We start from the raw sequence: 23054 nt of genomic DNA on the forward strand, positions 1-23054 counted from the left end.
CGCCCTCCCGGCTCAACTAGCCCGAAGGACGACAGCGCCCAAGAAGTAATGCGTCCTAAAAACTCTTGGACGCGTCGCGCTCAAGCAGCCCGAAGGGCGGTAGCGCCTAGAAATAAAGCGAGCGCCGGCTTTAACCGGCGTTCGACAGGTTCAGCTGGCGCGCCTTGGTCAGGATGGCGTTTTCCAGATCGGCCTCGGTCTGGGCGGCGACCGGGGCGGCGGTCCACTGACCATCGGCGCCCTTCACTTCCTTGGTCACCGTGACGTTCAGCGCGTCAGCGCGCAGACGGGTGTCCAGGATGAAAACGGTCGCCTTGAAGCGCTCGTTCGGCGTCTGGGGATTGATGTACCAGTCATAGTTGATGACGCCGCCCCACGGATCGGCGGTCAGCAGCGGCATGAAGCTGAGGGTGTCCAGCGAGGCGCGCCACAGGAAGGCGTTGACGCCGATGCCCTGTTGCACGTTCGTCTTGGGCGCAGACTTCTTGCCGCCGACGAAGGGAATGCTCGAGCAGGCCGACAGGGACGCGCCCAGGGCCACGCCCGAGACCAGCACAACCGCGACGTTCCGAACCAGGGCCTTGTTGAGGCTCATCAAGAGAAGTCTCCGTAAACTCAGGGACGTGAGAGCCCTCGCCCGCACGCGCGCACGGCATGGGGAATGCCGACTGCCAGGCTCTATAACACGGCGAAAAGGGGCGATGACAAGGCGAAGTCGGTTCCCGTCGCATCACGCGTCGCGGTGTTTTGTGAAGGGCATGTGAGATTTCGCCGGAATCCGCCCGAATCCCGTGACGCTTGAGACACATACGCCGACAACAATGCGCGGGAACCTTGTTATCGCCGGCTCATTGCGTTGACCGCGCAGACACCCGGTGTCTAATCGCGGGGCTCACGACCATATAAGGTCGGTTCAGGGTTGAAACGCCGCCTCATGGCGGGGTTCGAAGGATTTGGTATGCGGTTCGGTGGTTTCCTGGCTGTGATGATGGCGACGACGGCGATAGCCGCGTCGACGTCGGCGCTCGCCCAAAGCACGTCCACCGTTTCCCTTTCGGAGGCCCAGGCGGCGCAGCGTAACGCGCCGGCGCCGCAGCGTCGCGGTCTGCGCCTCAACGATCGTGGCCGGTGGGGTCTGGATTTCAACCTGAACCAGCCCGTGGGTCGCGAGACCGACTGGGGTGACGTCGAGGCCGGCGCCTATTACCGTCTGAACGACCGTCTGCGTGTCGGCGCCGCTGCGGCCGTCAGCACGCCGGAAGCCGATCCGGCCCGTGCGCCCGAAACCAACGGCCGGGCTCAGCCCCGCGTCCGTCTGGAAACCATCTTCAAGTTCTGATTTCGATCGGTCAGCGAAACGCTGACTGGATCGCACTTACCGCCGCCAGGCCGCAGGCGCCTGTGTGTGCGAGCGTTGCGGCGTTCTCTGGCGTGACACCGCCCAGCGCATAGACCGGCAGGCGGGCGGCTTTCACATGCTGTTCGAATGCAGGGACGCCCAATGCGGGTTTGCCGGCGGACGCACCGCCCGCCGGAAACACCGGCGACAGGATCAGGGCGTTCACGCCTTCGGGCGCGGACGAAGAGCCATGCCAAGCCGCCGCCAGGATCCAGCCAGGTCGGTCCGAGCGAACGCGCGCGGCCTGCTCAACCGCACGTTCGGGCAGGTGTAGCCCGTCGGCGTCGATCGCCTCGGCCAGATCAGGGTCCAGCCCGACCAACAGTTTCACGCCCCGATCGGCCGTCGCTTCCCGAAGCCGATGCCCCGTTTCTACGGCGTCGGAGGCGCCAAAGGCGCGATAGATCACCGCCGAGCCGGCGGGCAGGCGCGCCGCCGTCTCCCACGGTCGGGGCGTGCGATCGGGGTCGGTGATGAACAGCATCGCCGGCAAGGCTGCGGCGGCCGGGCTGACAGCGGCGGCGGCGCGGTTTAGAGCGGTCGCGGCGTTCCAGAGCGCGCGCGCATCGTCGCTGTAACCGGCCGGCAGGATCATGACCTCTTCTTCCTCCGCTTTTTCCGCCCCGTCCATCGCCGAAAGGGTCGACGAGGTGCGGGCGCGCATCGACGCCGCCTGCCATGCGGCCGGTCGGGATCCGGCGGGCGTGACCCTGACCGCCGTTTCCAAGACGCAAGCCCCAGAGGCTATCGACGCCATCCTGGCGACGGGTCAGCGGATCTTCGGCGAAAACCGGGTGCAGGAGGCGCAAGGCCGGTGGGCCGACCGTCGTGGCGCCTTGCCGGGTCTGGAACTGCGCCTGATCGGCCCCTTGCAGACCAACAAGGCTGAGGATGCGGTCGCCCTGTTCGATGTGATCGAAACCCTGGACCGTGAGAAACTGGCGCGCGCCTTGGCGCAGTCGGGCGAAAAGCGCGGCCGATCGCCGCGCGTCCTGGTCCAGGTCAACACGGGCGCGGAGCCCCAGAAGGCCGGGGTCCTGCCCGACGCCGCCGACGCCCTGATTGCGGCGGCGCGCGACACGTATCGGCTGACGGTCGAGGGTCTGATGTGCATTCCCCCGGCGGATCAGGACGCAGAGCCGCATTTTCAGACGTTGCGGGACATGGCCGAACGAAACGGTTTGTCGGTCCTGTCGATGGGCATGAGCGGCGACTACGAGACCGCCATCCGGTGCGGCGCGACGCACGTCAGGGTCGGAACGGCCTTGTTCGGGGAACGAAATCGACCCGAAACGCCCTCTAGCTCGTAACCCGATGTGAATATTCGCACCCCCAAGCCTTGGCGCGGGGGCCAAGCCTCGCCATTGTCTGTCCCATGCCTACGCCCAAGACCATTCTGATCATCGACGACGACGACGACCTGCGCGAGGCCCTGGCCGAGCAGCTGAACCTGCATGAGGAGTTCAAGACCCAGCAGGCCGCGACCGCGACCGATGGCGTCCGGATGGGGCGCGAGATCCGCGCCGATCTGATCCTGCTGGACGTCGATCTGCCCGACATGGATGGCCGCGAGGCCTGTCGCCTGTTGCGCAAGGACGGGGTTTCGACGCCGGTGATTATGCTGACGGCGCAATCGGCGGACGCCGACGCCATCCTGGGCCTGGATGCCGGAGCCAACGACTATGTCACCAAGCCCTTCCGGTTCGCCGTGCTGCTGGCGCGCATCCGCGCCCATCTGCGCAGCCATGAACAGTCCGAGGACGCCGTCTTCACCATCGGCCCCTACGAGTTCCGGCCCGCCGCCAAGGTGCTGATGGACTCAAAGGGCAAGAAGGTGCGGTTGACCGAGAAGGAAACCAATATCCTCAAATACCTCTATCGCGCTGGGGCCAAGCCGGTGTCGCGCGAAGAGTTGCTGACCGAGGTCTGGGGCTACAACGCCGGGGTCACGACGCATACGCTGGAAACCCATATCTATCGCCTGCGCCAGAAGATCGAACCGGAACCGGGCCATGCGCGTCTGCTGCTGACCGACGCGGGCGGATACCGGCTGCAGCCCTAACGGCTCAGTCGGCCGTCTTCGGGCGGATCGTGAACAGCGGCAGGAAGATGTGGACCAGCGGGCCGATGGTCAGGGCGTAAAGCACCGTGCCCACCCCGACCGAACCGCCCAACAGCCAGCCGACGGCGATGACGGTCAGTTCGATGGCCGTCCGCACCCATTTCACGGGCCAGCCGGTGCGCGTGACGATGCCGGTCATCAGGCCGTCGCGGGGACCGGGACCGAGGCCTGCGCCGATATAGGCCCCGCTGGCCACGCCATTCAGGACGATGCCGGCGATCAGCAGGCCGGCCCGGAGCGGTAGGTCCAGGTCGGACGGGATCCAGTCCAGACCGAAGTTGGCGACCGTGCCGATGACCAGCACATTGGCGACGGTCCCGATCCCTGGCTTCTGGCGCAGGGGAATCCATAGCAGCAACACGGCCATACCGATCAGATTGACCACAAGACCGAAGCTGATGCCGGCGGGTTTCGCGAACCACTCGAACACACCTTGGTTCAGCACGTCCCATGGATCCAGACCGAGATCGGCGCGAACGATCAGGGCGATGGACAGGCCGTAGAGAACTAGGCCGGCGAAAAGCTGGATCAGGCGACGGGTCATAAATCGACGAGATGCACCACACTGGCTATCGAAAACAGAGCCAGTTATGCCATTCTGGCCTGATGTCGTCCCGATCGATCGGTCTTGTTTCCCTGACGCGCCATCTCGGCGCCTGGCGGTCGCCGGGTGCAGGCGCGGCCTATCGGCAGCTCGCCGGTGCGGTACGACTGCTGATTCTGGATGGCCGATTGCCCTTGGCGGCGCGGTTGCCCGGCGAACGGGAACTGGCCCAGGCGCTGGGCCTGAGCCGAACGACCGTCTCGGCCGCCTACGGCCGGTTGCGGGATGACGGGTTCCTGACCGGCGGGCAGGGCGCCGCCGCACGTACAAGCCTGCCGGCTGGACCGGCGCCGCGTCACGAGGCGACGCAAACGGACAGGTTCGGCCTGATCGACATGACCGCCGCCGTCCTGCCGGCTGATGCCAATGTGCATGCAGCCTATGTGCGGGCGCTGGAGCGATTGCCGGCGAACCTGCCCGGACACGGTTATGAGACGGCGGGGCTGGAGGAACTGCGCGAAGCGGTGGCTGCGGGATACCGGCGGCGCGGCCTGGCGACCTCTTCGGGGCAGATCCTGATCACACACGGCGCGCACAACGGACTGGTCCATCTGCTGCGCCTGACGACGCGGCCCGGCGCCCCGGTGGTGTTCGACCATCCCACCTATCCGCAGGCGATCGACGCCATCCTGGCAGCGGGCGGTCGCGCCGTACCCGTCGCCTTGCCGGACGGCGAGGGCGAGGAGGGTTGGGACGTCGAGGGTCTGATCACGGCCTGCCGCAGCAGCAACGCGGCCATGGCCTATCTGGTGCTGGACCATAACAATCCGACCGGCCGAATGATGCGGGCGGCGGACCGGACGCGCTTGCTGGCGGGGCTGAAGGGGGCGGAGACCCTGCTGGTGCTGGACGAGACCCTGGTCGAACTGACGTTGAGCGGACCGCCGGCGCTCAGCGCCTCGGCCGTCGATGCGCCGCGGATGGTCAGGCTGGGTTCGATGTCCAAAAGCGTCTGGGGCGGTTTGCGGATCGGTTGGATCCGCGCGGACCGGGCGGTGATCCAGCGTCTGGCCCAAAGTCGCGCCAGCTTCGATCTGGGGGTTCCGATCCTGGAGCAGCTGGCGGCGGTCGAACTGTTGAACGACGGCGGCAAAGCCCTGGCGGCGCGCCGGCCCCTCTTGCGCGCCCGGCGGGATCATCTGCGGGCGCGGCTCGCTGAAAAACTGCCCGAGTGGGTCTGTCCCCGTCCGGCTGGGGGATTGTCCCTGTGGGCGCGGCTGCCCGGGCCGATCAGTTCCGCCCTCACGATCGCGGCCGAAACCGAAGGCCTGCGCCTCGCCACCGGTCCGCGATTCGGCGTCGATGGCGCCTTCGAACGCCGCCTGCGCCTGCCCTACACCCTGCCGGAAGACCAGCTGGACGAGGCGGTGGTTCGGCTCGGGCGCGCTGCCAGAAAAGTCGGCCGGGGTCGAAAGGCGCCGGCGCCGGTCAAGCCGGTCGCCGTCTATTGAGGATCAGACGTCCAGATCAACCGTGACCGGCGCGTGGTCGCTGGGACGATCCCATTCGCGGACGTCGTCGTGGATGCGGGCGGTGTCCTTGACCACGGCGGGGGTCAGGCCGGGCGACGTCCAGATGTGGTCCAGGCGCAGACCGCGATTCGATTTGCGGAAGTCGGCGGCGCGATAGCTCCACCAGCTGGCCAGTTTCTGAGGCTCGGGAAAACGGTCGCGCAGCACATCGGCGAAACCGCCAGTCTCCTGAAGCCGGTTCAGGGTCTCGACCTCGATCGGCGTGTGGCTGACGATCTTGGACATGTAGCGGTGGTTCCAAACATCGCCCTCTCCCGGCGCAATGTTGAAGTCGCCGGCCATGACCAGGGGGCGAGACTTGTCCTGCTTGGCCACGATCGCGGTCAGCTGCTCGTAGAAGTCCATCTTGTGATCGAACTTGGGGTTCAGCGCCCGGTCGGGAACGTCGCCGCCGGCCGGGATGTAGAAGTTCTGCACGTCGATGCCGGACACGCGGGCCGAGACGCAGCGCGCATGACCCAGTTTGCACACCTGGAAGGTGTCGCTGTCCTCAAGCGGCAGACGGCTGGCGACGGCGACGCCGTGCCAGCCCTTCTGGCCCGCCACGCGAAGGTGGGGCATGCCCATGTCCTCGAAGGCGCCGCGTGGGAACTGGTCCGTGGTACATTTGATCTCCTGCAGCATCAGGACATCGGGCGCGCGTTCGGCGACGAAACGGGCGACCTGGTCGATGCGCAGGCGGACGGAGTTGATGTTCCAAGTGGCGAGGCGAAGGGTCATGGCCCCCGTCTAGCAGGCGCACGGCGTAAAAAAAGCCCGGCCGCGACGGGCCGGGGTCTGGGAGGTTCGTCTCTCTCGCCGCCGGGGAGGGGGATATTCCGAGGCGGTAGAACGGCCGCCGCCGCTCGTGTGCCCAAAGTGTCACTGACGATTATAAAAGTCAAATCGTCACAATTGTCCGCTTGCGCGTGCTGATTATGAAACAGTCAGGACGCGGATCAGTCTCGCGGTGTTTGCGCCTGCGGCGCCGTCGCCCACTCACCGCGCCAGTCGTAACTGAGCGTCACGCAGTGCCGATAGGCGCCGTCCGACCACCGGCCCACGGCCTGCATGGTCAGGGGACGCGGCGCACGCACGCGACCTATGATCAGCCAGACCTCGTCGGCGCCAGGACACAAGGCGCGCGACAGGCCACGGCCGTCGCCGTCCTGATCGATCGCATAGATATCGTTCTCCTCGGCGCCCTGCGGCAGGACGCGTCGCGCGGCGTCCGGTCCGCCGCGTGTGAAGCCCGCCGTACCGCGTGCGGTGGTGGAGAACAGACGCTCCACCTGCACCGCGCCGAACAGACCGCGCCGCACCTGCAAGGTGACGCCCTTAGTCAGCGCCTGGGTGATCCGGTCCGACGCATTATAGGACAGGTAGCGGGTGTCCGCATGGGCGGGCGCCGCCGCCGAACCGACGACGATCAGGGCGAGAGCGGTGGCGGTGATACGGCGCATACGTTTCTCTTCCTCAGGTTTTGCGGCGAGAACGGGGCCTGATCCGGTCAGTGCTCGCCGAGGCAGCGCAGCGCGACCTCGAGATTGCGCAGGCCGTCTTCGCCGGTGACCGCCGGCGTTTCGCCGGTCGTGATGGCGCGAGCGAAGGCCTCCAGCTCCTTTTTCAGGGGCTCGGCCGGCCAGCTGTTCAGCATGCGGGTCGAATAGGAGCCGTCCGGCTGCTGGCCGAAGTATTCGGTGACCTGGCGCGTGATCAGATCGGCGACGATGAACTTCGTCTTGGTCGCGACTTGCAGCGTGCGGGTCTTGTAGGGGGTGACCCAGTTGGTGGTGATGTGGGCGATCACCCCGCTGTCCAGGCGGAACTGAAGCAAGGCCGTGTCCTCCCGATCGGCGCGGGTGCGGGCCAGTTGCGGCTGGACCTCGACAATCTCCGAGCCTGTCAGGTGGCGGATGATGTCGATGTCGTGCACCGCCAGGTCGATGACCACGCCGACCTCGCCCATGCGGGGCGGGAAGGGACCGACGCGAGTGATCTGGATCGAGATGATGTCGTCGTCGGCGACGGCGCGCTTGACTGTTTCGACCGCAGGATTGAAGCGCTCGACCTGACCGACCATCAGGACGCGGTCATTGGCCTTGGCCGCATCGATCATGCGCTGGGCGTCGGCGACGCTGGCGGCGATCGGTTTTTCGACGAGGACGTGGACGCCCTTTTCCAGCAGGGCCACGCCGATTTCGGCATGGAATCGGTTCGGCGTGGCGACGATGGCGGCGTCCAGACCGGCGTCGACGAAGGCTTCAGCTGTCGTGACAGGCGATGCGCCATAGGCGGCGGCGACGCCTTCGGCTGTCACCGCATCGGGATCGAAGACGGTGGTCAGGTCGAACTCGCGCATCTCGGAGGCGACGCGCGCATGGTTGCGGCCCATGACGCCGACGCCGGCGACGCCGATCTTGAGGGCGGGGGTGTTCGGCATCGGCTTAGCCCTTGTAGCTGGCGACGGCGGCGACGACCTTGTCCTGTGTCGCCTCGTCCAGATCGGCGTGCATCGGCAGGCTGAGGACTCGGTCTTTCAGCCGTTCGGTGACGGGCAGGCCGCCGGACCCTTGCGGGAAGCGCCGATAGGCCGGCTGCATATGCATGGGCACAGGATAATAGACGGCGGTGGGCACGCCCTGATCCTTCAGGTGCGCGGCCAGGCCGTCGCGATCCTCATGCTCGATCGTGTACTGCGCCCAGATCGAGACGCCGCCGTCGATGACATGGGGCACGGCCGAGACGTGGGGCGCGAGGCGTTCGTTGTAGCGGGCGGCGATCCGGTTGCGCCATTCGATCTCCTGACCGAAGACCTTCAGCTTCTCGATCAGGATGGCGGCCTGGATGGTGTCCAGCCGGCTGTTCATGCCGATGCGCATGGCCAGATATTTGGGGTCGTGGGCGAAGGCGGCGGCGCCGGCCTCCAGGTCCTTGGCGACGACCTTGCCGTGCACGCGAAGGGAATCCATTTCCTGCGCCAGATCGTCGTCGTCGGTCAGCACCGCACCGCCGTCGCCGTAGCAGCCCAGGGGCTTGGCCGGGAAGAAGCTGGTCGTGGTGACGTCGGCCCACTTCAGCGGGTGGTCGCCGTTCAGGGTGCAGCCGAAGCCCTGCGCCGAATCCGAGATCAGCTTCAGCCCATGGCGGTCGCAGATGGCGCGGATGGCGGGATATTCGGCGGGCTGACCGAACAGATCGACGGCGATGACGACCTTGGGCGTCAGGCGGCCCTCGGCCTTGACCGCTTCGATGGCCGCCTCAAGCTTGGCCGGGTCCATATTGTAGGTGTGGGCGTCGACGTCCACGAACACGGGCGAGGCGCCCAGCCACGGCACGACCTCGGCCGTGGCCGTGAAGGTGAAGCTGGGGCAGAAGACGGCGTCGCCGGTGCGAACGCCCCAGGCGATCAACGGCAGGATCAGGGCGTCGGTGCCGTTGCCGCAGCCCAAGGCGTGTTTGGCCTGACCGAAGGCGGCGAGGTCGGCCTCGAACTGGCGGACCTGCGGACCCATGACCCAGGCGCCGCCGACGACGGCCTCCTGAACGGCGGCCTCGATCTTGCCGCCGAGGCGTTGGCGCTGGGCCTGAAGGTCGATGAAGGGGATCATGGGGGACGCTCTCCACGGGGGATCGGGGGCGGCGGCCGGACAGGCGGGCCGCGAATGTCGGGTCGTCCTAGCAAGATCGGGCGCGCGGGCCAAATCGCGCGGCGTCACATCGCGTTGCCCTTTGCTACCGCACACAGGCCTTGGCGCCCGTCGGCTTGCGTCCTAAGCCAGCGCCATGACGACACTTTCCGCCGCCCGGACCAGGGTCTCGAACTGGCTGTTCGACCATGCCCTGCCGCTGTGGGCCGAGCGGGGCGTGGATGCGCAGGGGCGGTTCTTCGAGCAGCTGGATTTCGATGGCCGGCCGGTGATCGGACTTCGTCGTCGGACGCGGGTTCAGGCGCGCCAGGTCTATGTGTTCTGCGAAGCGGCCGCCTTGGGATGGGGGCAGGGCCGTGCGGTGGCCAAGGCCGGGCTGGATCAACTGATATTCAGTCGCCGACTTGACGACGGCCTTTGGGTCTCGGCGACCGATGACGACGGCTTGGTGGTCGACGAGACGCCCGATCTCTACGACCTGGCCTTCGTCCTGTTCGCGCTCGCGGCGGCGCACCGTGTCCTGGACGATGCGCGGTCGCGGCCTCTGGCGCTTGAGACGCTGGCTGCGATCGATCGGTTGATGGCGTCTTCGCATGGCGGATGGGAGGAGGCCCTGCCGCCACGCCTGCCGCGGCGTCAAAATCCCCACATGCATATGCTGGAGGCCATGCTGGCCTGGCAGGCGATCGCGCCCGATCCCGCGTTCGAGGCGGCGGCGCGGATGTCGCTGGACCTGTGCAAACAGCGCTTCCTGATCGACGGCGCGATCCGCGAATATTTCACCGAGGACTGGTCGCCCGATCCTGCAGCGGGTCATGTGATCGAGCCGGGCCACCTCGAAGAATGGGCCTGGCTGCTGAAGCAGGCCGGGGACGACTCAGATCTCGCCACGGCGCTGCACCGTCGTGCGGCGGCGCAGGGTTATCGCGACGGATTCGCCATCCGCGAGATCGGCCCGGCGGGAGAGGTGCTGGATGACGGACGCCGTCTGTGGGCCCAAACCGAGGCCATCCGCACAGGGTTGAGTTTTGGCGACGCAGGCGTTTCGGCACTGATCGCCGCCGTGTTCGACACGCATCTGGCCACCGCCGTGCCGGGCCTATGGGTGGACAGCTACGACGCCCAAGGCCGGTCACACGATGCGGCGGCGCCCGCGTCCAGCCTCTATCATCTGATGACCGCCTTTTCTGAACTGCTTCGGAGCAACGCATGACCGGCCGGCCCGCCGCCTTTCTGGATCGGGACGGGGTGCTGATCGAGGACAGCGGTTATCCGCATCGTCCGGAGCATCTGATGCTGATCCCCGGCGCAGCGGCGGCGGTGCGGCGGATGAACCAGGCCGGTTATCGCACCGTGATCGTGACGAACCAGTCGGGCGTGGCGCGGGGCCTGTTCAGCGAAGAGACGATGAACGCCTTCAACGCTCTGCTGGTCGCGCGACTGGCCGAAGAGGGGGCGATTATCGACGCCGTCTATTCCGCGCCCTTCCATCCCGAGGCGATCGAGGCGCGTTATCGCCATCCCGATCATCCCGATCGCAAGCCCAATCCGGGCATGTTGCTGCGCGCCATCGCCGAGCACGATCTGGATCCGACGCAGTCCTTCATCATCGGCGATCAGAAGCGGGATCTGCAGGCCGGAGAGCAGGCCGGGGTGGCGGGCTACCTCTTCGAAGGCGGGGACCTGGACGCTTTCGTGCGCGATGTGGTCGGTCTCTAAGACCGGGCGTCGCATTTCCTCGCCTGGTGAATTACTCTGATCCAAAATCGGAGGAAATCGCCAATGAGCGCGCCCTATCCATTCGTTGAACGCCGCTGGACCTCGTCGGATGGGCTCACGCTCTTTGCGCGGGATTATGCGCCCGGTCCCGGCGTCGCGCGCCCGCCGGTGATCGCCATCCATGGTCTGACCCGCAACAGCGCCGATTTCGAAGCCATCGCACCGCTGCTAGCCCAGAGCGGGCGTCGGGTGCTGGCGGTGGATGTGCGTGGACGCGGGCTGTCGGATCGTGCGCCCGACCCCATGACCTATATGCCCGACGTCTACGCGCGCGACATGCTGGCCCTGATGGAACAGGCCGGGATCGATAGAGCGGTCTTCATCGGCACCTCCATGGGCGGGCTGATCACCATGGCGCTGACGGCGATGCGTCCCAAGGCGGTGGTCGCGGCGATCCTGAACGACATCGGGCCGGAGGTGGCGCCGGAAGGTCTGGCGCGCATCGCCGCCTACAGCGGTCAGCCGGTCGAGATCGGCTCCTGGGCCGATGCGGCAGCCTATGCGAAGCGGATCAATGCGGTGGCCTTCCCGCACTATACGGATGCGGACTGGGACGCCTTCGCCCGGCGCATTTTCCGCCAGCAGCCCGATGGAGAGATCGCGCTGGACTATGATCCGGACATCGCCGTGCCGATCCGCGCGGCGGGGGCCAAGGCGCTGGTCCCGAACCTGTGGCCCATGTTCCGGCGGTTGGCGAATAAGAAGCCGACGCTGCTGGTGCGGGGCGCTGCCTCGGATCTGCTGAGCGCCGACATCGCCGCGCGGATGAAGAAGGCGGCCCCGACCATGGCCTATGTCGAGGTTCCCGGTATCGGCCACGCGCCCATGCTGGACGAGGCCGAGGCCAAGGCCGCGATCTTCGAATTTCTGGCCGAGGTCGATTAGTCCCGGGTCGGATCGACGCGTGACGTGTCGCCGTAGGTCAGGGCCAGGAAGACGTCCTCCAAGTCTGGATCTTCGGTGGTGATGTCGGCGATGGTGACGCCGGCGGCGCGCACGGCGTTGATGACCTGTTCGACCGACGACTGCCCCTTTTTATAGGCGACCGCGAAGGCGCCGCCCGGACGGGGCGTCACCTCGAAGCCGGCCAGCACCGGCGGCGTCGCCTGGGGCGTTTCCGGGGTTACGACGACATTGCGGCTGTCCAGACGGCGTAGAAGCTGCGGCGTCGGCTCGCAGGCCACCACCTCGCCCCGATTGACGATGGCGATGGTGTCGCAAAGCTCCTGGGCCTCTTCGAGATAGTGGGTGGTCAGGACGATGGTCACCCCCTCTTCGTTGATGCGGCGGACGTAGGCCCACAGCTGGCGACGCAGTTCGACGTCCACGCCGGCCGTCGGTTCGTCCAGGATCAGGATGGGCGGATTGTGGACCAGGGCCTTGGCCACCATCAGGCGGCGCTTCATGCCGCCGGACAGGGCGCGGACATAGGCGTTGGCCTTATCCGACAGGCCCAGCGCGGCCAGCAGTTCGTCAGACCGGCGCTCGTCCTTGGGCACGCCGTAGAAGCCCGCCTGCACCTCCAGCGACTCGCGCGGGGTGAAGAAGACGTCGGCGACGATCTCCTGCGGCACGACGCCCAGGGCGGCGGCGGCGTCGCGCGGCTCCTTGTCGATGTCGCGGCCCCAGATCGTCACCGAGCCCTCGGACTTCTTCACCACCCCGGCCAGGATGTTGATTAGGGTCGACTTGCCCGCCCCGTTGGGGCCCAGCAGGCCGAAGACGGAACCACGCGGAATGACGAGATCGACGCCGCGCAAGGCCGTCTTGGGGGCGGCCTTCTTGGACCCGGCATAGGTCTTTTTCAGTCCCCGCACCTCAATGGCGTTGTCGGGCAGGGCGGGGGTCACTGACATGGTCGACTATTCACTCAGGCGGGACGGCGAGCGGCATAGGTAGGACGAGGGATCGCAATCGCCAACCTGTCTTGCCGAAAGCATCAGACAAGCAGGCTTATCCATGTGTCAATGGTGCTTGACTTGCACGACTGACGTGTCTAGCGTCCTTGTCATAAAGACAACCGCACTTGATGGAGATCGCCGTGACCGCCGTTCAAAAAGCCAAGCCGCCTCTGACCCGCACCCGCCTGATCGGCTTCGTCGCCATGGCGGTCTGCGCCATAGGCTACATCGGTGGAGGACTGGCGCTGCTGGCGGGCAAAACCGATCAGATCGAGATGACGCATGCCGCCATCGCCGGCGCCGCCCTGCTGCTGATCGGCGAGATCGGTCTGTGGGTCGGCGCGGCCTGTCTGGGCCTGACCTTGTTCAAGAAGCGCAAGGCGATGCTGAACCGTCTTCTGGGCCGTCGCCCGGCGGCACCCAGCGAGGTTTGACCTTCGGGGCCGGTCCGCCTAGGAAGCCCGCAAGCCTTTCAGACCCGGACCGGACCATGCCTCCCCGCCATTCCGACGCCATCATCCCGCCGCCCGAAGAGATCGTCGTCTCGACCAAACGCGTGGCCTGCGACGGCGGCGGCGGAGCCTTGGGTCATCCGCTGGTTTATATGGACATGGGCGAGGACGACTTCATCGAGTGCGGCTATTGCGACCGGCGTTTCGTCCTGTCGGCCCAGGCCCACGACGAGAACGAATATCTGAGCCCCGCCGCTCGCGCGCCCGAGGCCCACTGAGACCGTAACCTCAGTTCAGTCGCGGTGTTGCGGCGGTTGGGTCTATAGACGGCTGACACGCTGTTGGGACGGAGACGAGCCTTGCGCTATCTGCACACCATGGTCCGGGTAAAGGACATCGACGCCTCGCTGCACTTCTATTGCGACCTTCTGGGTCTGCGGGAGGTGCGCCGCGTCGAGAACGAGGCGGGTCGGTTCACCCTAGTCTTCCTCGCCGCGCCCAAGAATCTGGAACAGTCAGCGGCGGAACGCTGCCCCGAGGTCGAGCTGACCTTCAACAGGGATCCAGAAGAGTATCAGGGCGGCCGCAACTTCGGTCACCTGGCCTATAAGGTCGATGACATCTACGCCGCCTGCCAGAAGCTGATGGACGGCGGGGTGACGATCAACCGTCCGCCGCGCGACGGCAACATGGCCTTCGTCCGCTCGCCCGACGGCATCTCCATCGAGCTGCTTCAGGAAGGCGCGCCGCTGGCGCCGGCCGAGCCCTGGGCCTCAATGCCGAACGTCGGCGCCTGGTGATGGCGGCGCGGACGGCGGCTCTGCTGACGGTTGCGGCGGTCGTGCTGTCGGCCTGCGCCTCGACCACCGAGAGCAACACCGGACGTACGGCGACGGAGCAGCTGCTCTTGGCGCGCGCCTCGGACCGGGCGGTGGAGGGGCTGGTCCTGCCGCTGCCGACGGGCGCTTCGGTCTTCATCGACGACGCCTATTTCCAGGGCGAGGGCACCCGCTATGCCGTCAGCGCGATACGCGGCGCGATCTCGGACGCCGGTTTCAGCCTGGCCCGCAACAAGGACGAGGCGAACGCCGTGTTCGAGATCCGCGCCGGCGCCCTTTCGCTGGAGCAGATGCGGCGCGTCTTCGGCATTCCCGAGATGCGGATCCCGATCAACGAGACCTTCAACGTCGTCTCCCTGCCGGAACTGTCGGTCTACAGCCACCGCGACCGGGTCGGGGTCGCCGAGTTTTCCGGCTTCCTCTACGAAGCCAAGACCGGTGCGCCGCTGGGCGCCGTCATGCCGATGATCGGCACCTATCGCATCCGCAGCCACAAGGCCTTCATGGTCGTGTCCTGGGGCCAACAGCAGGCCCAGCCAGGTCAACGCGATCCCGGATCGAGCTGGACCGAATTCTGACGCTGACGCGGGGGCGTCGGAGCCCTATGTTCCCGCCATGACCGAGACGACTGCGCCCGAAAATCCAGAAACTGAACGCCAGATGACGCAGGACGGCCCTGCGCTGCGTCTGTGGATGATCGACGCCTCGGCCTACATCTTTCGCGCCTATCATGCGCTGCCGCCTCTGACGCGCAAGTCCGACGGCCTGCCGGTCGGCGCGGTCCAGGGCTACTGCAACATGTTGTGGAAGCTGCTGAAGGACATGAAGGGCGCCGATGGCCCCACCCATCTGGTGGCCATCTTCGACCATTCGGAGAAGACGTTCCGAAACACCCTGTACGATCAGTACAAGGCCCATCGTCCGCCGCCGCCCGAGGATCTGGTCCCGCAGTTTCCGCTGGTGCGCGAAGCGACGGCGGCGTTCGGCGTCCATTGCGTCGAACTGCCCGGCTACGAGGCCGACGACCTGATCGCGACCTACGCCTGCAAGGCGCGCGATGCGGGCGGGGAGGCGGTGATCGTCTCGTCCGACAAGGATTTGATGCAACTGATCGGCGGCGGCGTCGTGATGTGGGATCCAATGAAGGACCGGCGTCTGGCCGAGCCTGAGGTCTTCGAAAAGTTTGGGGTCGGCCCCGAGAAGATGGTCGATCTGCAGGCCCTGATCGGCGACAGCGTGGACAACGTCCCCGGCGCGCCAGGCATCGGACCGAAGACGGCGGCGCAGCTGCTGGACGAATACGGCGATCTGGACACCCTTCTGGCCAACGCCGGCGAGATCAAACAGCCCAAGCGCCGCCAGACTCTCATCGACTTCGCCGACCAGATCCGTCTGTCGCGCGAACTGGTGCGCCTGACCTGTGATGCGCCGGCGCCCGAGGCGATCGAGGATTTCGCCGTGCGCGATCCCGATCCCGCGATCCTGTCGGCCTTCTTGGAGACGATGGAGTTCCGCTCGCTGCAGCGCCGCGTCGGCGACGGCAAGGCCGGGCCCAGCGACGTCTCGGCCTTTGCGCCCAAGCGTGCGCCGAACCTGAGCGCGCCGGTCGCGACTCCTCGCTACGGCCAGGTCGTCGAAGGCCCGGCCGAGGTTCAGACCTTCGATCACTCGGCCTACGAATGCGTCCAGACCGAAGAGGCGCTGGATCGCTGGATCGCGCGCGCGACCGAGGTCGGCGTTGTCGGCTTCGACACCGAGACCGATACGCTGTCGGCGACCCATGCGGGCCTGTGCGGCGTGTCGCTGGCGGTGGGGCCGAACGAGGCCTGCTACATCCCCCTGACGCACGAGCATGAGCCGCAGGCCGGCGAGGGTGGTCTCTTTGGCGAAGCGGGAGAGACGCCCGAGCCGATCCATCAGCTGGACAAGCCCACGACCCTGGCCAAGCTGAAGACGTTGCTGGAAGACCCGTCGGTCCTGAAGGTGCTTCAGAACGCCAAATACGACATCGCCGTCATGGCGCGTCGGGGCATCCGCGTCGCGCCCTATGACGACACGATGCTGATTTCCTATGTGCTGGAGGGCGGGCTGCACGGGCACGGCATGGACGAGCTGGCGCGCCTGCACCTGGGTCACGAGCCGATTCCGTTCAAGAGCGTGGCGGGGACCGGCAAGAGCCAGAAATCCTTCAAGCACGTCGCGCTAAAGCCCGCCTCGGAATATGCGGCCGAGGATGCGGACGTGACCCTGCGGTTGTGGCGTATTCTGAAACCCCGTCTGGCGCGGGAGGGCCTGTCCACCGTCTATGAGACGCTGGAGCGCGGCATGCCGACGGTGCTGGCGGACATGGAGCTGAACGGCGTCCGCATCGATCCCGACCGGCTGAAGCGGCTATCCAGCGAGTTCGGTTTGCACATGGCCGAGCTGGAGGCTCAGGCCCACGAGATCGCCGGGCGGCCCTTCAACATCGGCTCGCCGCGCCAGATCGGCGAGATTCTGTTCGGCGAACTGAACCTGCCGGGCGGCAAGAAGACCGCCTCGGGCCAGTGGGGCACCGACGCCAGCGTGTTGGAGGAACTGGCGCTCAGCCACGATCTGCCGCGTGCGATCCTGGACTGGCGCCAGCTCTCCAAGCTGAAGGGCACCTATACCGACGCCCTGACCGCGGCCGCCGATCCCAAGACCGACCGGGTGCACACCAGCTATCAGCTGGCCGCCGCCACCACGGGCCGTCTGGCGTCCAGCGATCCCAACCTGCAGAACATCCCGATCCGCACCGAGACGGGTCGCGAGATCCGTCAGGCCTTCATCGCCGCGCCCGGCAATGTCCTGATCAGCGCCGACTACAGCCAGATCGAGCTGCGCCTTTTGGCCCATATCGGCGACATCCCCGAGCTGAAGCGCGCCTTCAAGGCGGGACTGGATATTCACGCCGCGACAGCCTCGGAGATGTTCGGCGTCCCGGTCGAGGGCATGCCGTCCGAGACCCGCCGGCGCGCCAAGGCGATTAACTTCGGCATCGTCTACGGCATTTCGGCCTTCGGTCTGGCCAACCAACTCGGCATCGATCAGGGCGAGGCGGGGGCCTATATCAAGACCTATTTCGAACGCTTCCCCGGCATCCGCGCCTATATGGACAAGACCAAGGCCGAGGTGCGCCAGACCGGCTTCGTCTCGACTGTGTTCGGCCGCCGGATTCACATCCCGGCCATTCACTCCAAGTCCGGCGCCGAGCGCCAGTTCGGCGAGCGCGCCGCCATCAACGCCCCGATCCAAGGCGCAGCCGCCGACATCATCCGCCGCGCCATGATCCGCATGCCCGCCGCCCTGACCGAAGCGGGCTTCAGCACGCGCATGCTGCTTCAGGTCCACGACGAACTGGTGTTCGAGGCGCCGGAAGCCGAGGCCGACCGCGCTATCGCCGTCATCAAACGCGTGATGGAGAACGCTGCAGACCCGGCCGTGGCCCTGACAGTTCCGCTGGTGGTGGATGCCCGCGCGGCGTCCAACTGGGACGCGGCGCACTAGGATCGGGCTAGGCGGCGATCATGCCGATGTCGTCGGGGAGTTCGCCGCGGCCGAGCAGGCCGGTTTCGAAGTCCATGAAAATGTCCATCAGCTCCTCGACGTTCACCGGAGCGGCGGAGGAGCCGAAACGGAAGCGCCAGTAGCTGACGATGTGCTGGACAGCGCCCAGCTGATCGCCCAGCTTGGCGAACATGGAGGGGGCGTCCAGCAGGAAGTCGCGAAAGGCGATGGGGCGGCCTTCCTGCGTCAGTTTGGCGTAGGCGTCGTCATAGACACGCAGGGTTCTGCTGACCTCGTCGCAGGTCTTGATGATGCGCCCGCGCAGAACATCGCGACTGCGCGCCAGATATTCCTTGGCGGCGCGATCGACCTTGCCGACGGGCTTGATGGTGCGCACGGCCTCGGCGACGCCGGCGACCTCGCCCAGCAGGGCGGCCAGCGTCCATTTGTAATACAGGAAGCCTTTCCAGCAGAAGACGCCCTCCTGATACTGTTCGGGCGCCAAACGCAGCGTCAGTCTCAAAGCGTCCAGCTGATCACCGGGCGTGTTCGACAGAATCTTCGACGCCATTCGACCGGCCGAATCCGAGTTCACCGCCAATGTGTCCGCACCCAGGCTGAGCGTCACCAGCGGCTCGATCTCGCTGCGGACGAAGGCCAGCATGCGCTGAAGATCGCTGTCGCTGATCGAGAAGTAGCAGGGCGAGGGGTCCAGCCCGCCGCGACGCAGCTGTTCGCGCAGCAGGAAGGGATCCAGCGACGGCAGTTTGTCGATCAGGCGCAGGGTTTCGATGTCCGGATGGTTGGGCGCGACGCCGAACGCCTCCATCATCATTCGCTCGAAGCCGATCTGATTAACGAAGACGTATCGGCCGCCGGTCTTCAGGTCCGCATCGTCGATGGGGATGACCACCTTGGTCGCGACCTGGCGTCGGCCGGTGAACAGATCGGTCTCGTTGCGCCGCAGACGATGTTTGATGATCAGGGCGCGGTTCAGCGCCGCCGTACGGAAGATCGGGCGCGCCGCCCAGTCGGGATTGCGCACGGCGCCGTCGGGCGCGCTGTCGCCGTTCTCCTCCCACACGCGCAGCAGATTCAGCACGCGGGCGGTGGAAGCCGAGCTCTTGAGGTGCTCCAGGTTGCGGACGGCGCGATCAGTCATGGCGCTGACGCTACGCCAACAATTGTCACCAATGGCTTAGCTTCGCCGTTAAAAAAATCCTTGGTCGCCGAATTTGACTCAGTCGGCGCCTGAAACCTGCTTCCAGGCTCTGACGCGCCGCGCTGGCGCGTGACAGCGATCCGGGTCTAGAACGACGGCATGCAGATTTTCGACATTCTGATCATCCTCGCGATCCTGGCCGTGACGGTCACGCTGGGCTTCGGCCTCTATTCGCTGTTCCGGGGCGGAGAGTATGCGCGCAGCCATTCCAACAAGCTGATGCGGCTGCGCGTCGGGCTTCAGGCGGTCGCCATCATCCTGCTGGTCGTCGGCATGATGTGGAAGGCGACGCAGGGAGCCTGATCATGGTGACGCTGAACAAGATCTACACCCGCACGGGCGATGACGGTCGCACGCGGCTGGCGTCTGGCGCGCCGGTGTCCAAGAGCGACGCCCGGGTCGAGGCCTATGGCGCGGTCGATGAGCTGAACGCGGTGATCGGGGTCGCCCGGCTGAACAGCGGCCAGAACGACCGGATCGACGCCATGCTGGGCCGGATCCAGAACGAGCTGTTCGACCTGGGCGCTGATCTGGCCACGCCTCTGGACCCGCCGCCGGCCTGGGAAGCCCTGCGTATCGTCGAAAGCCAGGTGGCGCGGCTGGAGCAGGAAATCGACTGGATGAACGAGAGCCTGAAGGCGCTCGATAGCTTCATCCTGCCGGGCGGCGCGCCCTTGTCAGCCCATCTGCATGTCGCGCGCACCGTCTGCCGACGGGCCGAACGCGAGGCGGTGCGTCTGATCGAAAACGGCGAAGCCGTGAATGTCGAGGCGGTCAAATATCTGAACCGCCTGTCCGACCATCTGTTCGTCGCCGCGCGACGCGCCAACGCCAACGGCGCCAGCGACATCAAATGGAAGCCCGGCGCGACCCGCTAGGCGAAACCGGTCAGGCGGCGGGACGCGCCGCCGCCAGTGCGGCTTTCTGACGCTCGGCCTCTGCGGCGCGGGCGCGGCTCTGGGCGGCGAGATCCTGTTCGATCCGAACCAGCTCGCGGTTCTTCTCGGCCGACGCCTCGGCGCGCGACACGCCATTGGGGCGGCCGGTGATCTGGGCGATGGAGATGGGCTGGGCGCAGATGCGGCTTTCCATATCGTACCATTTGCCCGCCGCCTCGCACCGTTTGCCCGGCGCGACCCAGTAGTCCTGCAGGGCGAAAATCCCGACGACCGTGATGCCGAACAGGCCGAAGAAGATCATCGCCAGGCGGGGAAAGGTCAGGAAACGCTTCATCTCGTGGTCCGTTGGATAGGGATCGAAGCCACAGCTTGACCCCACGTTACGTTGACAGGCCTTCGCGACCGCTCCATGTCCTGCCCACACATTCAGGCGATTTCACGGATAGACCCATGAAGGTACTCGTCCCCGTCAAACGGGTGATCGACTATAACGTCAAGGCCCGCGTCAAGGCGGACCAGTCGGGCGTCGATCTGGCCAACGTCAAGATGAGCATGAACCCCTTCGACGAGATCGCCGTCGAAGAGGCGGTTCGTCTGAAGGAAGGCAAGGAACACCATGCCGCCGGCACCGCGACGGAAATCGTCGTGGTCTCCATCGGCGTCACCCAGGCGCAGGAAACCATCCGCACGGCGCTGGCCATGGGCGCGGATCGGGGGCTGCTGATCCAGTCGGATACGGACCTGGAGCCGCTGGCGGTCGCCAAGCTGCTGAAGGCGGTGGTCGAGGACGAAAAGCCCGACCTGGTTCTGATGGGCAAACAGTCGATCGACGGCGACAACAATGCCGTGGGCCAGATGCTGGCCGCCCTGCTGGACTGGCCCCAGGCGACCTTTGCCGGCAAGCTGGTGATCGACGGCGGCAAGGCCACGGTCACGCGCGAGGTCGACGGCGGCTTGCAGACCATCGCTGCCGAACTGCCTGCGGTGGTGACGGTGGACCTGCGGCTGAACACGCCGCGCTACGCCTCCCTGCCGAACATCATGAAGGCCAAGAAGAAGGAGATCGCCATGAAGGTGGTCGCCGACTACGGCGTCGATGTCGCCGACCGTCTGAAGGTCCTCAAGGTCACCGAGCCGCCCAAACGGTCGGCCGGGGTCAAGGTGGCCGATGCGGCCGAACTGGTTTCCAAGCTCAAGTCTGCGGGAGCGCTGTAATATGGCTGTCCTCGTCATCGCCGATCACGACGGTTCGACTGTTCGCGACACCACCCACAAGACCGTGACAGCCGCGCTGGGCCTGTTGTCCGATGTGGACGTCCTGGTCCTGGGGCAGGGGGCGCAGGCCGTCGCCGATAGCGCCTCCAAGATCGCGGGCGTCCGCAAAGTGCTGCTGGCCGAGGGCGCCGGTCTGGGCAAGATGCTGGCTGAGGCGGTCGAAGCGACCGTCCTGCCGCTGGCCGGGAGCTACGACGCCATCCTGACGCCGGCGACCACGGACGGGAAGAACTTCGCCCCGCGTTTGGCCGCCAAGCTGGATGTCGCGCCGATCTCGGACATCATCGAGGTGGTGTCGGCCGATACCTTCGTGCGCCCCATCTATGCCGGCAATGCGCTGGAGACGATCCAATCTGCCGACGCCAAGAAGGTGATCACGGTGCGCCCGACCGCGTTCGCCGCCGCAGCTGAGGGCGGTTCGGCTGCGGTCGAGAGCGTCGCCGGCGCCGATGCGCCCAAGACGGCCTTCGTGTCCGAGGAGATGGTCAAGTCGGACCGTCCCGAACTGGGGGCCGCCAAGATCATCGTCTCGGGCGGTCGCGCACTGGGCTCGGCGGACGAGTTCCATGCCGTGATGGAGCCGCTCGCCGACAAGCTGGGCGCCGCCATCGGCGCCTCGCGCGCAGCGGTCGACGCCGGCTATGCGCCCAACGACTATCAGGTCGGTCAGACCGGCAAGGTGGTCGCCCCGGCGCTCTACATCGCCATCGGCATCTCGGGCGCGATTCAGCACCTGGCCGGGATGAAGGACTCCAAGACCATCGTCGCCATCAACAAGGACGCGGACGCCCCGATCTTCCAGGTCGCGGACTATGGTCTGGTCGGCGACTATAAGACGGTGGTGCCGGAATTGATGGCCGCCTTGGGCTAGGCCCAGGTCGAATCGATCTGAAGAGGGCGCGGCGCCGATCGGAGCCGCGCCCTTTTTCTTGCCCGTAGAGGACGGCATGGCGAACTTGCCCATAAGGCTGCAGCCCGGCGCTACGGCCGATCGCATTGATGGCTGGGCGGCCGACGCCGAGGGACGACCCGTGCTCAAGGTGCGCGTCCGCGCCCGTCCGATCGAGGGAGAGGCCAACGACGCCCTGATCCGGCTGCTGGCCAAAAGCCTTGGCGTGCCGAAGTCGTCGATCAGCGTGGGACGCGGCGGACAGTCGCGCTCGAAAATGATCGTCGTGCATGGACTGGATGACGAAGAGCTGCGCTCGCGCCTCGTCGATGGTCTTTCTGGCGATTGAGAAGAGCCATCCGGCCGATTGGTGCGTTCTGCATCGGAACAGGAGACCAGCCCAATGACGATGGACGCCCGCATCCTCCACGCCCGCAGCGGCGTTACGCTCGAGCAAAAGGGCGATGTCTATTCGGTCTCAAGCCTGCGGCTGTCCGAGCCGGCGACCTTCTTGGAAGAGGCGGACGCCCAACGCGCCTTCGATGCTGAGGTCGCGGCCTCTGAGCAGGATCCAGAACTGATGTCGCGTCTCGGCGGGGCCTGAGAAGGCGAAACGCCTTTATTTGCCGGCCCCGAATAGGCTCAGGGACTGCGATTCCTGATCGACGATCATGAGTCTGCGAGAAACTTCCCCCGGACGGTCAGAATCCGCTTGCTGACAAATCCGCCTCTCCGTATAGAGCCGCCTCGCTCGGAAACGGGCTGGCCGGCGGGGCCGCGGGGGTGAAGATCTCCAGGGTCCCACGGAAGAAAGAAGCGAAAAACTTCTTGCTTTCATCGGTTGGTTTCACTAGGTTCCGCGCTCCAATCGAATCGCCGACGGGTTTTTAGAGGTAAGCCTCGCTTTCCTCCGGTGGTTTCTTGCGGTCTGAAGGGTTCGCTCTTCTCTCCGAAAGATCTCTGAAAAGAGCGGTTGACACGGGG

28 protein-coding genes are annotated in these 23054 nt (G+C 66.2%); 18 read left to right on the forward strand and 10 right to left on the reverse strand.

Features of this window, described 5'->3' with window-relative positions; all coding sequences use genetic code 11:
- Positions 1 to 130: 130 nt before the first annotated feature.
- Positions 131 to 595 (reverse strand): DUF3576 domain-containing protein, encoded by a 465-nt coding sequence (locus ABIC32_RS10300; protein ID WP_017505409.1) that lies wholly within the window; start codon positions 593 to 595, stop codon positions 131 to 133.
- Between the two features lie 324 nt (positions 596 to 919).
- Between ABIC32_RS10300 and ABIC32_RS10305 the strand changes: the two genes are divergently transcribed.
- Positions 920 to 1339: an NtrZ family periplasmic regulatory protein gene (locus ABIC32_RS10305; RefSeq protein WP_354074092.1), complete on the forward strand. Its 420-nt coding sequence runs from the start codon at positions 920 to 922 to the stop codon at positions 1337 to 1339.
- A gap of 10 nt (positions 1340 to 1349) precedes the next feature.
- Here the strand turns inward: ABIC32_RS10305 and ABIC32_RS10310 are convergent, their stop codons facing one another.
- Positions 1350 to 1994 (reverse strand): thiamine phosphate synthase, encoded by a 645-nt coding sequence (locus tag ABIC32_RS10310; protein ID WP_354074093.1) that lies wholly within the window; start codon positions 1992 to 1994, stop codon positions 1350 to 1352.
- Here ABIC32_RS10310 and ABIC32_RS10315 point away from each other — a divergent pair.
- Both ABIC32_RS10315 and ABIC32_RS10320 read left to right on the forward strand, forming a co-directional pair.
- A complete protein-coding gene (locus tag ABIC32_RS10315; RefSeq protein ID WP_354074094.1) occupies positions 1993 to 2709 on the forward strand; it encodes a YggS family pyridoxal phosphate-dependent enzyme in 717 nt (238 codons plus the stop codon). The genes ABIC32_RS10310 and ABIC32_RS10315 overlap by 2 nt on opposite strands.
- 65 nt (positions 2710 to 2774) lie before the next feature.
- Positions 2775 to 3461: a response regulator transcription factor gene (locus ABIC32_RS10320; RefSeq protein WP_066627096.1), complete on the forward strand. Its 687-nt coding sequence runs from the start codon at positions 2775 to 2777 to the stop codon at positions 3459 to 3461.
- 4 nt (positions 3462 to 3465) lie between these two features.
- On the opposite strand, the gene yczE is transcribed toward ABIC32_RS10320, so the two are convergent.
- On the reverse strand, positions 3466 to 4065 hold the full coding sequence (gene yczE, locus ABIC32_RS10325) for a membrane protein YczE (RefSeq protein WP_354074095.1): 600 nt from the start codon (positions 4063 to 4065) through the stop codon (positions 3466 to 3468).
- A gap of 62 nt (positions 4066 to 4127) precedes the next feature.
- On the opposite strand from yczE, the gene yczR reads away from it, so the two are divergent.
- Entirely contained in the window at positions 4128 to 5576 is a 1449-nt protein-coding gene (gene yczR, locus ABIC32_RS10330; RefSeq protein ID WP_354074096.1) for a MocR-like transcription factor YczR, read from the forward strand.
- 3 nt (positions 5577 to 5579) lie between these two features.
- Here the strand turns inward: yczR and ABIC32_RS10335 are convergent, their stop codons facing one another.
- The 4 genes from ABIC32_RS10335 to ABIC32_RS10350 form a co-directional block, all read right to left on the reverse strand.
- Positions 5580 to 6377, reverse strand: a complete 798-nt coding sequence (locus ABIC32_RS10335) for an exodeoxyribonuclease III (RefSeq protein WP_354074097.1) — start codon at positions 6375 to 6377, stop codon at positions 5580 to 5582.
- A 218-nt stretch (positions 6378 to 6595) separates the two neighbouring features.
- Complete coding sequence (locus ABIC32_RS10340; protein WP_316408977.1) at positions 6596 to 7099, reverse strand: hypothetical protein; 504 nt, start codon at positions 7097 to 7099, stop codon at positions 6596 to 6598.
- Positions 7100 to 7146: 47 nt separating this feature from the next.
- A complete protein-coding gene (locus ABIC32_RS10345; RefSeq protein WP_313444289.1) occupies positions 7147 to 8079 on the reverse strand; it encodes a Gfo/Idh/MocA family protein in 933 nt (310 codons plus the stop codon).
- Between the two features lie 4 nt (positions 8080 to 8083).
- Positions 8084 to 9247: a DegT/DnrJ/EryC1/StrS family aminotransferase gene (locus tag ABIC32_RS10350; protein WP_316408978.1), complete on the reverse strand. Its 1164-nt coding sequence runs from the start codon at positions 9245 to 9247 to the stop codon at positions 8084 to 8086.
- Positions 9248 to 9422: 175 nt separating this feature from the next.
- Here ABIC32_RS10350 and ABIC32_RS10355 point away from each other — a divergent pair, with 175 nt between their 5' ends.
- The 3 genes from ABIC32_RS10355 (at position 9423) to ABIC32_RS10365 (ending at position 11950) form a co-directional block, all read left to right on the forward strand.
- Positions 9423 to 10499, forward strand: coding sequence for an AGE family epimerase/isomerase (locus ABIC32_RS10355; protein WP_316408979.1), 1077 nt, complete (start codon positions 9423 to 9425; stop codon positions 10497 to 10499).
- Positions 10496 to 11005 (forward strand): D-glycero-alpha-D-manno-heptose-1,7-bisphosphate 7-phosphatase, encoded by a 510-nt coding sequence (locus tag ABIC32_RS10360; RefSeq protein ID WP_354074098.1) that lies wholly within the window; start codon positions 10496 to 10498, stop codon positions 11003 to 11005. Before ABIC32_RS10355 ends, ABIC32_RS10360 begins: the two co-directional genes overlap by 4 nt.
- Before the next feature lie 63 nt (positions 11006 to 11068).
- Positions 11069 to 11950: an alpha/beta fold hydrolase gene (locus tag ABIC32_RS10365; RefSeq protein WP_354074099.1), complete on the forward strand. Its 882-nt coding sequence runs from the start codon at positions 11069 to 11071 to the stop codon at positions 11948 to 11950.
- Here ABIC32_RS10365 and ABIC32_RS10370 read toward each other — a convergent pair.
- The gene (locus tag ABIC32_RS10370; RefSeq protein ID WP_354074100.1) at positions 11947 to 12921 is read right to left on the reverse strand and encodes an ABC transporter ATP-binding protein; all 975 of its coding nucleotides are present in this window, start codon (positions 12919 to 12921) and stop codon (positions 11947 to 11949) included. The two genes, ABIC32_RS10365 and ABIC32_RS10370, sit on opposite strands and share 4 nt — an antisense overlap.
- Positions 12922 to 13106: 185 nt before the next feature.
- On the opposite strand from ABIC32_RS10370, the gene ABIC32_RS10375 reads away from it, so the two are divergent.
- From ABIC32_RS10375 to polA, 5 genes are all read left to right on the forward strand, one after another.
- A complete protein-coding gene (locus ABIC32_RS10375) occupies positions 13107 to 13400 on the forward strand; it encodes a hypothetical protein (RefSeq protein WP_265150531.1) in 294 nt (97 codons plus the stop codon).
- 56 nt (positions 13401 to 13456) lie between these two features.
- Positions 13457 to 13696, forward strand: a complete 240-nt coding sequence (locus tag ABIC32_RS10380; protein WP_017505425.1) for a zinc-finger domain-containing protein — start codon at positions 13457 to 13459, stop codon at positions 13694 to 13696.
- Positions 13697 to 13777: 81 nt separating this feature from the next.
- A complete protein-coding gene (locus tag ABIC32_RS10385; protein ID WP_354074101.1) occupies positions 13778 to 14218 on the forward strand; it encodes a VOC family protein in 441 nt (146 codons plus the stop codon).
- Entirely contained in the window at positions 14218 to 14835 is a 618-nt protein-coding gene (locus ABIC32_RS10390; RefSeq protein WP_295187413.1) for a DUF6655 family protein, read from the forward strand. The genes ABIC32_RS10385 and ABIC32_RS10390 overlap by 1 nt, the downstream gene beginning before the upstream one ends.
- A 37-nt stretch (positions 14836 to 14872) precedes the next feature.
- Positions 14873 to 17785 (forward strand): DNA polymerase I, encoded by a 2913-nt coding sequence (gene polA / locus ABIC32_RS10395; RefSeq protein WP_354074102.1) that lies wholly within the window; start codon positions 14873 to 14875, stop codon positions 17783 to 17785.
- Positions 17786 to 17792: 7 nt separating this feature from the next.
- Here polA and ABIC32_RS10400 read toward each other — a convergent pair whose 3' ends face one another.
- Positions 17793 to 18947 (reverse strand): hypothetical protein, encoded by a 1155-nt coding sequence (locus tag ABIC32_RS10400; RefSeq protein WP_354074103.1) that lies wholly within the window; start codon positions 18945 to 18947, stop codon positions 17793 to 17795.
- A gap of 159 nt (positions 18948 to 19106) precedes the next feature.
- On the opposite strand from ABIC32_RS10400, the gene ABIC32_RS10405 reads away from it, so the two are divergent.
- Both ABIC32_RS10405 and ABIC32_RS10410 read left to right on the forward strand, forming a co-directional pair.
- Positions 19107 to 19310 (forward strand): twin transmembrane helix small protein, encoded by a 204-nt coding sequence (locus tag ABIC32_RS10405; protein WP_354074104.1) that lies wholly within the window; start codon positions 19107 to 19109, stop codon positions 19308 to 19310.
- 2 nt (positions 19311 to 19312) lie between these two features.
- Positions 19313 to 19885 (forward strand): cob(I)yrinic acid a,c-diamide adenosyltransferase, encoded by a 573-nt coding sequence (locus ABIC32_RS10410; RefSeq protein WP_039246607.1) that lies wholly within the window; start codon positions 19313 to 19315, stop codon positions 19883 to 19885.
- A gap of 10 nt (positions 19886 to 19895) precedes the next feature.
- Here the strand turns inward: ABIC32_RS10410 and ABIC32_RS10415 are convergent, their stop codons facing one another.
- Positions 19896 to 20240, reverse strand: a complete 345-nt coding sequence (locus tag ABIC32_RS10415; RefSeq protein WP_055755047.1) for a hypothetical protein — start codon at positions 20238 to 20240, stop codon at positions 19896 to 19898.
- A 116-nt stretch (positions 20241 to 20356) separates the two neighbouring features.
- On the opposite strand from ABIC32_RS10415, the gene ABIC32_RS10420 reads away from it, so the two are divergent.
- The 4 genes from ABIC32_RS10420 to ABIC32_RS10435 all read left to right on the forward strand — a co-directional run bounded on the left by ABIC32_RS10420 (position 20357) and on the right by ABIC32_RS10435 (position 22674).
- The gene (locus ABIC32_RS10420) at positions 20357 to 21121 is read left to right on the forward strand and encodes an electron transfer flavoprotein subunit beta/FixA family protein (protein WP_354074105.1); all 765 of its coding nucleotides are present in this window, start codon (positions 20357 to 20359) and stop codon (positions 21119 to 21121) included.
- Position 21122: 1 nt separating this feature from the next.
- Positions 21123 to 22052 (forward strand): electron transfer flavoprotein subunit alpha/FixB family protein, encoded by a 930-nt coding sequence (locus ABIC32_RS10425; RefSeq protein ID WP_354074106.1) that lies wholly within the window; start codon positions 21123 to 21125, stop codon positions 22050 to 22052.
- A 76-nt stretch (positions 22053 to 22128) separates the two neighbouring features.
- Positions 22129 to 22419 carry a DUF167 domain-containing protein gene (locus tag ABIC32_RS10430; protein WP_354074107.1) on the forward strand — a complete coding sequence of 97 codons (291 nt, stop codon included), beginning with the start codon at positions 22129 to 22131 and terminating at the stop codon, positions 22417 to 22419.
- 54 nt (positions 22420 to 22473) lie between these two features.
- On the forward strand, positions 22474 to 22674 hold the full coding sequence (locus ABIC32_RS10435) for a hypothetical protein (RefSeq protein WP_354074108.1): 201 nt from the start codon (positions 22474 to 22476) through the stop codon (positions 22672 to 22674).
- Positions 22675 to 23054: the final 380 nt, after the last annotated feature.

It is taken from the genome of Brevundimonas sp. 1080 (genome assembly GCF_040545985.1).
Classification (GTDB): Bacteria; Pseudomonadota; Alphaproteobacteria; order Caulobacterales; family Caulobacteraceae; genus Brevundimonas.